Source organism: Falsiroseomonas sp. (assembly GCF_051859025.1).
Lineage (GTDB): Bacteria > Pseudomonadota > Alphaproteobacteria > Acetobacterales > Acetobacteraceae > Falsiroseomonas.
Genome location: NZ_JBHYGL010000001.1, coordinates 641,237 through 653,842 on the forward strand (window position 1 = coordinate 641,237; position 12,606 = coordinate 653,842).

Consider the following 12,606-nt stretch of genomic DNA (forward strand, 5'->3'; position numbering starts at 1 on the left):
CTGGCCCCTTTTCGGGACCGTTATGCCTTACCGTAGCCGCCGCCGCCGGGCGTTTCCATCAGCACTTCGTCGGTGGCCGCCATCGCCATCTTGCGCGCCTCGTTCACCGGCTTGCCGTTCACCAGGAAGCGTCCGGGGAGCCCATCGCCACCGCCTTCCAGCCCTTCCGGGCCGAGGTCGGTGCGGCTGGCGACCACGTTCAGCAGCCACGGATCGTTGGTCCGCATCCGGTAGCCGATGATCTGGCCATCCCCGCCGGGCATACGCCCCGCGCCACCCGATCCGCGGCGAAGCTCCTTGCGCGTAAAGACAATGGGCATCGCCGCTTCCAGCACCTCCACCGGCACCGCCGCGACGCCCGTAGGGTAGCAGGTGGCAGAAAGGCCGGGCTTCTCCCGCCGCGCGCCCGTGCCGCCGGAGTAGTTGAACATCGAGGAGGTGAAGGGCTGGCCCTCATCATCCCGGCCCTGGATCTGGATGGTCCAGACGGCGCCCGAACCCTCCGCCAGCACGCGATCCGGCATCACCTGGTGCAGCGCCTTCAGCACGGGGAAGGGAACATACATGCCGACCACGTGCCGCGCATTCACCGGCGCGGGGTAGCGGCAGTTCACGATGCTACCCTCCGGCGCGCGGACCTTCACCGGGAAGAGGCTGCCGAAATTGTTGGGCAGATCGGGATCGAGGCAGGCGCGCACGGCGAAATTCGCATAGGCCGCGGTGTAGTTCAGCACGACGTTGATGCCGATCGGCGCTTCCGGCGAAGACCCCGTGAAGTCGATGACGAGTTCGCCGGCATCGGTATCCACCGTCACCGCCGCCTTCAGCGTCACCTTCAGCCCGCCGGGGACATCGAAGATGCTCTCGCCATGGAAGGTGCCGGGCGTCAGCTTGCGGATGCTCTCCCGCGTCGCCTCCTCCGATCGTCCGATGATGGCGTCCGACAGCGCCTCGATGTTATCGAAGCCGGTGCGGTCGCACAGCGCGTTCAGGCGCTCCGCCCCCACGCGCCCCGCCGCCACCTGCGCGGCCAGGTCGCCCGCGACATGGTCGGGGGTGCGGACATTGCGGCGGATGATGTCGAAGAGCAGGGCGTTGGCGACGCCCTTCTCATAGAGCTTCGCCAGCGGAATCCAGAGCCCTTCCTCATGCACGTCCCGCGCGCCAGCGCCGACGCCGTAGCCGCCGATATCGGTGTGGTGGATGGTGCTGCCGAAGAAGCCGATGCAGGAGCCGCCCCGAAACACAGGCGTCATCACCGTGATGTCGAAGAAATGCCCCGCGGAAAGCCAGGGATCATTGGTGATCAGCACATCGCCGGGGGAGAGCGCATCGGGCGGGAAGGCACGGACAAAGTGCTGGCCGGCGGCGGCCAGGCTGTTGATGTGGCCGGGCGTACCGGTGACGGCCTGCGCCACCATCCGCCCGCGCCGGTCGAACAGCGCGGTGGCGAGGTCCCCCGCCTCCCGCACGATGGGGCTGAAAGCGATGCGCTGCAGCGCGCGCGCCTGCTCCGTGACGGTGGCGATCAGGTTGGACCACTGAATTTCGAGAGCGATGCCGTCCAGGGAGGTACTCATTGCACGCGCTCCGCGACCACGGCGCCGGTGGGGTGCACGCTGGCCGTCCAGCCGCGCAGCACCACCAGCGTGGTCTCCCGTTCCTCGATGATGACAGGGCCTTCGATCTTCTGGCCGACGGCGATGGCTCCGCGGTCATAGACCGGCACCATCGGCACCCCGGGCTCCACCGCGACCTGGCGATGGGTGCGCGGGTTGGCCGGCGTGCCGCCTGGCATGGGGGAGGGGCTGGCGACGGGCAGGGGGCCGCGCGCGGCCAGGCGCCAGGTCACGACCTCGATCGGGACATCGGGCAGGCGGATGCCGTAGAGGGCTTCGTAGGCTTGCTCGAAGGCTTCGCGCAGCGCCGCGGCATCGGCGCCATCCAGCACCGCGAGCGGCACCTCGGTGGTGACTTCGTTCTGTTGGCCGCGATACCGGCAATCCACGCCGAGCTCGAGCGTCGCATCCGCCGCATCCACGCCCGCTTCCGCCAGCGCCGCGCGACCCTCATCCGCCATGCCGCCGACCAGGGCGCGGACGCCTTCCCAGTCCAGCGTGGCCAGCGGCGACAAGGCGGATCGCACCAGGTCAAGCCGCACCGGGGAGACGAGCGTGCCGAAGGCGGAGAGCACGCTCGCCATCGGCGGGAAGACCAGGTGCCGGCATTCCAGCAGTTCCGCCACGCGGCAGGCATGGACGGGGCCCGCGCCGCCGAAGGCCAGCATCGGCAGGCCGCGCCAATCGATGCCGCGATCGGTCGCATGCGCGCGCGCCGCGCCGGCCATCTGTTCGCAGACTACCTCGAACACCCCGCGCGCTGTTGCGACCGCATCGGTGCCGAGGCGTTCGCCAAGCCGCCCCAGCGCGGCTGCGGCACCCGCCTTGTCCAGCTTCATGTCGCCGCCGAGGAAGCGGTCCGCATCCAGCAGGCCCAGCACCACGTCGCTATCCGTCACCGTGGGCTCCGTGCCCCCACGGCCGTAGCAGACGGGCCCCGGTTCCGACCCAGCGCTGCGCGGCCCGACCTTCAGCAGGCCGAGATTGTCGACGCGCGCGATGGAGCCACCGCCGGCGCCGATCTCGATCATGTCCACGGCGGGGATGGTGATGGGGAAGCCGCTGCCGGGCTTGAAGCGGTAGCGGCGATCGACCTCGAACTCCCCGGCCACCAGCGGCTTGCCGGCATCGATCATGCAGGCCTTGGCCGTGGTGCCGCCCATGTCGAAGGACAGCAGCCGCGGCAGGTGAAGCACATCGGCGAAGTAGCTGGCCGCGAGCGCGCCGGCCGCGGGCCCGCTTTCGATCATCCGCACCGGGAAGGCCCCGGCGATGGAGGTGCCGACCACGCCGCCATTGGACAGCATGATGAGCGGCCGGTTCGGGAAGCCCCGCCGCACCAACTCCGCCGACAATGCCGCCAGGTAGGGCGCGACGATGGGCTGGGTGTAGGCGTTCATCACCGTGGTGGAGGCGCGCGGATACTCGCGGATCTGGGGCGAGACCTCGGAGGACAGGGTGACCTCCATGGAGGGCACCGCCGCCAGGATCGCCGCCCGCGCCGCGCGTTCATTGGCCCCGTTGCGATAGGCGTTGAGCAGGCAGATGCCCACGGCCTTCACGCCATCGGCGGCCATGCGATGCGCCAGCGCCGAGGCTTCCGCCGCATCGACCGGCTTCTCCACCGCGCCGGTCGCCAGCATGCGTTCATCCAGCGTGTAGACCAGGCTGTCCGGCACCAGCGGATCGGGGAATTCGATCTGCGGGTCGAACATGTCGTAGCGATGTTCGTTGCGGATGCTCAGGATATCCCGAAAGCCCTTCGTGGCCAGCAGGGCGGTCGGTGGCCCGCGGCGCTCGATCACGGCATTGGTCACCAGGGTGGTGGCGTGGACCGTCACCTCCGTCACGGCCTCTGGGCCGATGCCCGCCTTGTCCAGCGCCAAATCCACCGCGCGGAAGAACCCCTCCAGCAGGTTGCGATGGGTAGTCAGGGTCTTGTCGGTGGTCGCGCGGCCATCGGCGTGGCGCAGCACCACATCGGTGAAGGTGCCGCCGATATCGACGGCCAGCGAATAGCCGGTGGCGGCGGTCGTGGCCGCCAGGGCGCGCGGCGCGCCCGTCACATCGTCTGGCACCTGGTTTCCTTCCCCGACTGCTTTGCGGGATAATCGTCTCGCATGGCAGGACAGCGTCCTTCTTGTGGAAAGCATGCCGTCATGCCCGGGCCGGCGTCAACCTCAAACCAAAAACCCCTCCGGCGCCGGGCGACGGAGGGGTTTCAGGACGGTCGCGAAGGGGAAGGGCTACCGCTTCCAGACGCGGTCCAGCGGCATGAAGCGGTTCACCAGCACCAGCATCGCCACCGTCATCAGGATGAAGATGGTGCTGATGGCGTTCACCGTGTTCTCCAGGCTGAAGGTGCTCTCTGCATAGATGCGCACCGGCAGGGTCTGGAGGCGCGCCGTGGTCAGGAAGGCCGTCACCGTCACCTCCCCGAAGCTCAGCAGGAAGCCGATGACGCAGGCCACTGCGATGCCCGGGCCAAGCTGCGGCAGGATCACCTTGCGGAAGACGCGCGCGGGCGGCGCGCCGAGGCCGCTTGCCGCTTCCTCCAGCGTCCGGTCGAGCCCCGCGACGGAAGCGCGCAGCAGCGCCAGCATGAAGGGTGCCACCAGCACCACATGCACCGCCAGCACGCCCATGAAGGGCGGCAGCGCCGTGAACCATTGCAGCAGCCGCAACATGCCAAGGCCGATGGCGATGCCCGGCAGCGCGAGCGGCAGCATCAGGGCGGCGCCCAGCACCTCCCGCCCCTTGAAGCCCGCCCGCACGAGGGCGAAGGAGGCGGGCAAGGCGATGGCGAGGGAGATGGCGACGCAGGACAGCGCTAGCTGCACGCTGACCCAGGCGTCCGAGAGATAGCGCTCATTCTGCAGCACCATCCCGTACCACTTCCAGGTGAAGCCGACGAATTGCGCGACCGTCGCCTGCGGCGTGTCATTCACGGAGGCCACGGCCACCAGCAGCAGCGGGAAGATCAGCACGCCGATGGCCAGCACCAGCAGGAAGCGGGAGAGGATGGGCGCCGCGGCCTCCGCCACCATCACCAGCGGCCGGCGAACCCCCGGCGGCATGGACAGCCTCAATCGCGGCGCGCGGCCCGTCACCCAGGGCGTCAGCATCCCGATGCTCCGCCCGATCAGGATCGTGACGACGACCGAGGCGCCGAGCATCATCATCGCGAGTGCGGCGGCGAGGGGGTAGTTCAGGATCTCCATCCCCTCCTTCAGCACCACCATGCCGGAAACCCACACCTTCCGCCCGCCGACCAGCGTGGCGGAGACATAGGCAGTCGATGCCATCAGGAAGGTCACGGTGAGGCCCGCGCGCAGCCCCGGGAGCGACAGCGGCAGGATCACCCGCAGGAACCGCATCGCCGGCCCGGCGCCGAGCCCCGCCGCCGCTTCCTCCAGCCGCTTATCCTGGCCATCCAGCACGTCGTACAAAGCCAGGACCATGTAAGGCAGGAAGACCTGCGTCAGGGAAAGCCCGACAGCGAACCAGCCGAAGAGCAGGTTCGTCGGCGGCAGCCCCAGCGCCTGCCCGATGCCCGACACGATGCCCCTCGGCGCCAGCAGCAGGATGATGCCGAGGGATCGCACCACCACATTGGTCAGCAGCGGCACCAGCACCACCGCGAAGCCCAGCGGCTTCCAGCGCGGCGGCAGGCGCGTCAGCCACAGCGCCAGCGGATAGGCCAGCACGGCTGAGGCCGCTGCCACGCCGAGCCCGAGCCAGATCGTGTTGAGGAAGACCCGCACATAGAAGCGGTCCCCCAGCAGTTCCGCGTATTGCGCGCCCGATGGCGCAAGGGAGAGCGGCGCGAACATCTCGCTGCTCTCCTGCACGGAAAGCAGCGCCACGGCACCGAGCGGCGCGGCGAAGGCGGCCAGCAGCCACAGCCCGTAGGGCAGGGCGAGCCAGCCGGCCCGCGGAGAGGAATTCATGCGCCGTCCCGTGTGCCCGTGTCAGCAGTCCAGCGTCAGCCCGCGATCTCACGCGTGAAGCGGCTGGACCAGCGGGGCTGGTTCGCGATGACCAGATCCCAGTTGAAATCCACCAGCTTGTTCACCGCGGCCTCGCCCAGGATCAGCTTGGCCGCGAGTTCGGGGGCGAAGCTGATGTTCTTGATGGTGGGGGAGTAGTAGATCTCCTCCGCATAGGCGGCCTGGCATTCCGGCGACAGGTGCAGGTTTACGAAGGCCTCGGCCAGCGCCTGGTTGCGCGTGCCGGTGGTGATGCAGGCGACGTTGGTCGCGATGGCCTGGCCCTCGGTGGGGTCGGCGATGACGATGTTGGGGTTGCGCGTTTCCGCATACTTCCGGGTGAAGCTGCCGAATTCGACGCTGGCCGCGCCCACATCCTGGTCGAACATGCCGTACAGCTGGTCCTGGCTGCCCTGGATGGCGGCAAAGGGGCGCAGGCGCGCGATGTTGGTGAAGGCGGGGTCGATGTTGCTCTCGCTGCCGCCCCAGACCTTGGCGGCCATCAGCAGGGCGGAGGTGCCCTGCGCGCCCGGATAGGTCGGCCAGATCACCTTGCCCTTCAAATCGTCACGCCAGAAGTCGCGCCAGGAGGTCATGGGCGCGGCCACCTTGCGGCGGTCATAGACGATGGTGACGGGGTTGAAGGCGACGCCGTAGCCACCGAGCTTGGCGATGTCATAAAGATTGGCAAAGTTAGGGATGTTGTCACTCGCGGTGGCGGGAAGTGTCACGCCATCCTTCACGGCCTGCCTGCTTTCGAAGATGTTCAGGTAGAGCAGGTCGAAAGATGGACGGCCCCGCTCGGCATAGGCTCGCGCTCGCCGTTCAGGGGTGCCGCCAAGCACATAGTTGATCTTGACGCCGTATCGCTGCTCAAGAGGTCTAGCGCAGAACTGACGCGTAATTCGCTCTTGCGCGCCTCCCCAGATACCCACTGTCAGTTCGTCCCCGCGACGAATGATCGGCGCGGGAGTACGGAAGAAAAAGTAAGCACCACCTACTGCTGCGGCGCCGGCAGCGATCGAGGCGCCAATAACCGTGCGACGATTCATTGAACGCTTCCTTCAGTGGAAAAATCCTCGATCCACGACACCGCTTCCGGCGGCGCGGCGAGGGTGACGTCGGTGCCTGGTGCGATGGCGGGCTCGGCGGAGGGGCGGTGGACCCTGATCTGCCGGCTGCCGACCGCAACCTCGTAATGGATGCTGTCATCAAGGCGCGTCGCCGCCGTGACCACCGCCGGCAGCGCCAGGCGGTTGTAGGGCAGGGGCCCGCGCGGCAGTTCGGCCTCCCGCGCCGGCAGCAGCCAGAGGCGCGCGGCGCGCAGCACCAGGTGGCTCGGCCGTTCGGGCGCATCCTCCGGCAGGGGCAGTGCGGTGCCGTCCTCCAGCACGAAATGCCCATCGGCAGCACGGCCAGCCAGCACGGTGCGGGCGCCGAGGAAACCCGCGGTGAAGAGATGCTGCGGCCGTTCCGTGAGCTCCGCCGGCGAGGCGCATTCGACGATGCGGCCCCGATCCATGACGGCAACGCGGTCGGCCAGCGCCAGCGCTTCCTCCTGGTCATGCGTCACGAACAGGGTGGTGATCCCGGCGGCGGCGCGTAGCCGTGCGATCTCCTCCCGCATCTCCACGCGCAGCCCGGCATCGAGGTTCGACAGCGGCTCGTCCAGCAGCAGCAGGTCGGGGCGGATCACCAATGCCCTTGCCAGGGCCACGCGCTGCTGCTGGCCGCCCGACATGCGCGCGGGGTAGCGGTCCGCCAGATGCGCCAGGCCCACCATGGAAAGCGCCTCCGCCACCCGCTTGTCGCGTTCGGCGCGAGAGACGTCGCGCATCTCCAGCCCGAAGCCCACATTGTCCGCCGCCGTCATGTGCGGGAACAGCGCGTAGTTCTGGAACACCATGCCGATCTGGCGGCGATGCGGGGGCGACCGCTCGATCGACTTGCCGTCGAGCTGGATGCGCCCCTCATCCGGCATGATGAAGCCGGCCACCAGGCGCAGCGTGGTCGTCTTGCCGCAGCCGGAGGGACCTAGAAGGGCGATGCACTCGCCCCGTTCGACGGCAAGCGAGACGCCATCGACGGCGGCCTGGCTTCCATAGCGCTTCGTGAGGCGGTCGAGGCGGAGGTGGGGGGCGTTTTCTGGCACGGCGGGACTGTAGGCAAAGGCGGGGCGCCGGCGCCATGCCCGTGCGGCGCGGAAAGACGGGGGCGCAGGTCGGCTGCCCTGTATTGGTTGCCTAAATTTTCCGCGACTGCCCGCTTTCGCATCGGTGCCCGCTTGGTCTATGCCTGCCCGCGCTTCATGGGCCCTGGCATGGGCCTTGCTGACTTCCGGCCATGCACCCTTCTAGGGGGGCGAACCGCCGCGAGTCGGCGGCAACCGGGATGCGGAAGAAAGGGATCGGCGGATGCGGACGAGGTATCGGATGGAGCGGCGGGCGCTGCTCACGGGAGGCACGGCCTTCACCCTGGCCGCGGTCGCCGGGGCCCGCGTGCCCCTGGCGCAGACGCTGGACCGCGTGTCTTTCCAGACCAACTGGCGCGCCCAGGCTGAACATGGCGGGTACTATCACGCCGTCGCCTCGGGCATCTATCGCCGGCACGGCATCGAGTGCGAGATCCGCATGGGCGGGCCGCAGCAGAACCCGTCCCAGCTTCTGCTGGCCGGCCGTGTGGACTTCATCATGTCCAACGGCTTCCAGGCGCTGAACTATGTGCGGGAAAACCTGCCCTTCCTGACGATCGGCGCCATCATGCAGAAGGATCCGCAGATCCTGATGACGCATGAGGGCAACGGCATCAATTCCTTCGAGGACATGCGTGGCCGCCCGGTCCTGATCGGCGCTTCAGGCCGTGTCACCTACTGGCCCTTCCTGCGCCGGCGCTTCGGCTTCACGGATGAACAGATCCGTCCCTACACGTTCAATGTCGGCCCCTTCCTGGCAGACCGCATGGCGATCCAGCAGGGCTTCGTGTCGTCGGAACCCTTCGCCGCCATCCAGGCTGGCGCGCGGCCGAAGGTCTTCCTGATCGCCGATGCCGGCTACAACAACTACAACACCACCATCGACGTCAGCCGCCGCATGGCGACGGAACGCCGGGACCTGGTGCAGCGCTTCGTCAATGCCACGATGGAAGGCTGGACCCAGTACATCACGGGCCAGAACATCGCCGCGGCCAATGCCCTCATCAAGCGCGACAACCCCGACATGGACGACGCCAAGATCGCCTATGCGATCCAGGTGATGAACAGCAACGGCATCGTCATGTCCGGCGATGCGCTGACGCTGGGCTGCGGCGCCATGACCGATGCGCGCTGGCAGTCATTCTATGAGGGGATGCGGGATGTCGGCCTCTACCCCGCCGGCATGGATTTCCAGCGCGCCTACAGCCTGGACTTCGTCAACAAGCGCGTCGGTCTTGCCTGACATGGATGTTGGCGTGGGGGCGCCCGTCGTCTCGCTGGCGGGCGTCACCAAGCGCTACGCCAACGGGACGCTCGCGGTCAGGGGCGTGGACATGGCCATCGGGCAGGGGGATTTCGTCTCCCTGCTCGGCCCTTCGGGCTGCGGCAAATCCACCGTGCTGCGCATGATGGCGGGCCTCATCCCGCCGAGTGCGGGCCGGATCGAGATGGCGTCGGGCGGCCACGCCACCGGCGATGTCGGCTTCGTTTTCCAGGAGCCGACCCTCGCCCCCTGGTCCAACGCGCTGAAGAACGTGATGCTGCCGCTGCGCCTGGCCGGCGTGGCGAAGCCGGAGGCCGAGGCGCGTGCCGCCGCGGCGCTGGCATCGGTGGGCCTGGCGGGGTTCGAGAAATCCTACCCCCGCGCCCTGTCCGGCGGCATGAAGATGCGCGTCTCCATCGCCCGCGCCCTCGTCACCAAGCCGCGCCTGCTGCTGATGGACGAACCCTTCGCTGCACTCGATGAGATCACGCGCCACAAGCTCAACAACGACCTTCTCACGCTGTGGGAGGCGGAGCGCTTCACCGCCATCTTCGTTACCCATTCGGTGTTCGAGAGCGTCTACCTCTCCCGCCGCATCGTCGTCATGGCCGCGCGGCCCGGTCGCGTGGTGGAGGACCTCTCCGTGGATGCCCCCTATCCCCGAGGCGAGGTGTTCCGCACCTCCGCCATCTACGCCGCCCATTGCCGCGACATCTCCGCGGCCCTGTCCCGGGCGATGGGCGAATGAGCGTCGTCCTCTCCTCCAACGAAGCGGCGACGGCGGTCGAGGAGATCGCGGAACGCAAGGTTCTGGGCCTGACGCCGGATGGCTGGCTCCGCATCCTCATGCCGCTGCTGATCGGGCTGCTGGCACTGGGCGGCTGGGAATGGGCGGTGCGGGCGAAGGAGATCCCCTCCTACATCCTGCCTGGGCCCATCGAGATCGGCCGCACGCTGATGACGGATTGGGGCACGCTGTCGGGGTCGCTGCTGATCACGCTGCAGATCACCTTCGCCGCGCTGACGGTGGCGGCGGTGCTGGGGCTGGCGCTGGCGGTGCTGTTCGCGCAATCCCGCATCATCGAATTGTCGCTGTTCCCCTATGCCGTGATCCTGCAGGTCACGCCCATCGTCGCCATCGCGCCGCTGATCTTCATCTGGGTGGATGACATCCGGATCGCGCTGCTGATCTGCGCGTGGATCGTCGCCTTCTTCCCGATCCTGTCGAACACCACGCTCGGCCTGAACAGCGCTGACCACAATCTGGTGGATCTGTTCCGGCTGTATCGCGCCAATCGCTGGCAGGTGCTGCGCTACCTCCGCCTGCCCACCGCGATGCCCTATTTCCTCGCGGGGCTGCGCATCTCGGGCGGGCTCGCGCTGATCGGCGCCATCGTCGCGGAATTCGTGGCGGGCACGGGTGGGCGGGAATCGGGCCTCGCCTATCGCATCCTGGAAGCGGGCTACCAGTTGAAGATCCCGCGGATGTTCGCCTCCCTGGTGCTCATCTCCGTCACCGGCATCGCCATCTTCCTGGCGCTCAGCCTCATCTCCCATCTCTCGCTGCGCCACTGGCACGAAAGCGCGATGAAGGAACGCAAGTAGTGAAGACCTCCCTGCTTGATGCCGGCAGCCGCTTCTGGCTGCTGGATGCCCGCGTGCCTGCCTCCCTGCTGGCCGAACCCGTCGGCGCGGTGGAAGCCGATGACCTCTGCCGCGTCGACATCCGCATCGAGGACGGGCGCATCGCGGCCGTAGTGCCGCAGGGGCAGGGGGGTGCGGAGGGCATCGACCTTCGCGGCGGCCAAGTCTGGCCGGGCTTCGTCGATGCCCACACGCATCTCGACAAGGGCCATATCTGGCCGCGGTCGCGCAATGCGGACGGCACCTTCGCCGGCGCCATCAACGCCGTCATGGCCGACCGCACCAAGGCCTGGAGCCCGGATGACGTCGCCGCGCGCGCCGATTTCTCGCTCCGCTGCGCCTATGCGCATGGCACGGTGGCCATCCGCACCCACCTCGACACCTACATGCCGCATGGCGCCGGCACGTGGCGCGTCTTCCGCAAGCTGCGGGACGATTGGGCCGGGCGCATCGCTCTGCAGATGACCTCCATCTGCCCGCTGGACCGCTTCCGGGGCGATGATGGCGCGGCGCTGGCCGACATGGTGGCGGATGCGGGCGGCGTGCTCGGCATGGTCACGCGCCATTCCGGCGGCATCCATGACGACCTGCCCGAGGGATTCCAGGAGGAACTGGACCACTTCTTCTCCCTCGCCGAGGCGCGTGGCCTCGACCTCGACCTTCATGTGGACGAGAGCGGGGAGACGGGCGCGCGAGCGCTGCGGGAGATCGCGCTGACCGCGCTGAAGCGTGGCTTCAAGGGTCGCATCCAGGCCGGCCATTGCTGTTCGCTGTCCATCCAGCCGGAGGATTTCGCGAAGGAGACGATCGCCCGCGTGGCGGAGGCCGGGATCGACATCGTCGTCCTGCCGATGTGCAACATGTATCTCCAGGACCGCGTGCCCAGCCGCACACCCCGCTGGCGCGGCGTCACCCTTGTGCATGAGATGCGCGCCGCCGGCATCCGCGTCTCCGTCGCATCCGACAACACGCGCGACCCGTTCTACGCCTATGGCGACCTCGACATGGCGGAAGTGTTCCGGGAGGCGACGCGCATCCTCCACCTCGACCACCCCTTCACGGATTGGCACCGCGCGGCCGCGGCCGCCCCGGCGGAGGCGATGCAGATCAGCACCACGCATGGCCGCATCCGCCCCGGCGCCACCGCCGATCTGGTGCTGTTCTCCGCCCGCTTCATGACGGAATTGCTGTCCCGTCCGCAATCCGATCGCATCGTGCTGCGCGCGGGAAAGGTGCTGGAGGCAACGGCGCCGGATTGGCGGGAACTGGATGCGATCGTGGGTCTCTGACCTACCAGCGCCGGAAATGCGCGCGGGTGCGGGCGACGAAGCTTTCGCATTCCGCGCGCGTTCGCTGGTCCATCCGGGTCAGCGTAATCCACTCCACCTTGCAGTCCTTCGCGCAGAGCCGCCGGATGCCGCGGCCCATCAGCTTCCGGTCGATGCGGCCGATGTACCAGAGCAGCCAGGTGGGAGACCCGTAGGTGGTCACCACCGCGATCCGCTTGATGTTGGTCAGCAGCGGCTCGATCGCGCCTTCGCCAATCTTGAAGGCCACGCCCGGCGCCCAGACGCGGTCGAACCAGCCCTTGATCATCGCGGGCATGCCGTACCACCAGGTCGGATACACCAGCACCAGCGCATCCGCGGCCCTCAGGCTCTCCACATGGTCCGCGACCGCGGCGCAATTGTCCGGGACGTCGTGATAGACGCCGCGCTCCTCCGCGCTGAGGACGGGGTCGAACCCCTCCGCATAGAGGTCCCGCACCTCCACCACATGCCCGGCCGCTTCCAGCGATTCGCGCGCGGCGTCGCGCAGCGCGGTGTTCAGGCTGTCCGCCCGTGGGTGGCTGTGCACCAGCAGGATGCGCATCGTGATTGTCCCGGTTCTTTCGGCGCG

At 68.3% G+C, this 12,606-nt stretch carries 10 protein-coding genes; 4 read left to right on the forward strand and 6 right to left on the reverse strand.

Annotation, left to right across the window (positions count from 1 at the left end; all coding sequences use genetic code 11):
* Positions 1 to 20: 20 nt before the first annotated feature.
* The 5 genes from ACTIE5_RS03195 to ACTIE5_RS03215 form a co-directional block, all read right to left on the reverse strand.
* Positions 21 to 1,580, reverse strand: a complete 1,560-nt coding sequence (locus tag ACTIE5_RS03195) for a hydantoinase B/oxoprolinase family protein (RefSeq protein ID WP_439548246.1) — start codon at positions 1,578 to 1,580, stop codon at positions 21 to 23.
* Positions 1,577 to 3,697 carry a hydantoinase/oxoprolinase family protein gene (locus ACTIE5_RS03200; protein WP_439548247.1) on the reverse strand — a complete coding sequence of 707 codons (2,121 nt, stop codon included), beginning with the start codon at positions 3,695 to 3,697 and terminating at the stop codon, positions 1,577 to 1,579. The genes ACTIE5_RS03195 and ACTIE5_RS03200 overlap by 4 nt, the downstream gene beginning before the upstream one ends.
* Positions 3,698 to 3,865: 168 nt before the next feature.
* Positions 3,866 to 5,569, reverse strand: coding sequence for an ABC transporter permease subunit (locus ACTIE5_RS03205; protein WP_439548248.1), 1,704 nt, complete (start codon positions 5,567 to 5,569; stop codon positions 3,866 to 3,868).
* Between the two features lie 35 nt (positions 5,570 to 5,604).
* Positions 5,605 to 6,660: an extracellular solute-binding protein gene (locus ACTIE5_RS03210; RefSeq protein ID WP_439548249.1), complete on the reverse strand. Its 1,056-nt coding sequence runs from the start codon at positions 6,658 to 6,660 to the stop codon at positions 5,605 to 5,607.
* Positions 6,657 to 7,760 carry an ABC transporter ATP-binding protein gene (locus tag ACTIE5_RS03215; protein ID WP_439548250.1) on the reverse strand — a complete coding sequence of 368 codons (1,104 nt, stop codon included), beginning with the start codon at positions 7,758 to 7,760 and terminating at the stop codon, positions 6,657 to 6,659. Before ACTIE5_RS03215 ends, ACTIE5_RS03210 begins: the two co-directional genes overlap by 4 nt.
* Before the next feature lie 262 nt (positions 7,761 to 8,022).
* Between ACTIE5_RS03215 and ACTIE5_RS03220 the strand changes: the two genes are divergently transcribed.
* The 4 genes from ACTIE5_RS03220 to ACTIE5_RS03235 are packed head-to-tail and all read left to right on the forward strand — an operon-like array spanning position 8,023 to position 11,996.
* Positions 8,023 to 9,042 (forward strand): ABC transporter substrate-binding protein, encoded by a 1,020-nt coding sequence (locus tag ACTIE5_RS03220; RefSeq protein ID WP_439548251.1) that lies wholly within the window; start codon positions 8,023 to 8,025, stop codon positions 9,040 to 9,042.
* Between the two features lie 13 nt (positions 9,043 to 9,055).
* On the forward strand, positions 9,056 to 9,811 hold the full coding sequence (locus ACTIE5_RS03225; RefSeq protein WP_439548252.1) for an ABC transporter ATP-binding protein: 756 nt from the start codon (positions 9,056 to 9,058) through the stop codon (positions 9,809 to 9,811).
* Entirely contained in the window at positions 9,808 to 10,668 is an 861-nt protein-coding gene (locus tag ACTIE5_RS03230) for an ABC transporter permease (RefSeq protein WP_439548253.1), read from the forward strand. Before ACTIE5_RS03225 ends, ACTIE5_RS03230 begins: the two co-directional genes overlap by 4 nt.
* Positions 10,668 to 11,996, forward strand: coding sequence for a cytosine deaminase (locus tag ACTIE5_RS03235; RefSeq protein WP_439548254.1), 1,329 nt, complete (start codon positions 10,668 to 10,670; stop codon positions 11,994 to 11,996). The genes ACTIE5_RS03230 and ACTIE5_RS03235 overlap by 1 nt, the downstream gene beginning before the upstream one ends.
* Before the next feature lies 1 nt (position 11,997).
* Here the strand turns inward: ACTIE5_RS03235 and ACTIE5_RS03240 are convergent, their stop codons facing one another.
* On the reverse strand, positions 11,998 to 12,579 hold the full coding sequence (locus ACTIE5_RS03240; protein ID WP_439548255.1) for an NAD(P)H-dependent oxidoreductase: 582 nt from the start codon (positions 12,577 to 12,579) through the stop codon (positions 11,998 to 12,000).
* Positions 12,580 to 12,606 lie beyond the last annotated feature (27 nt).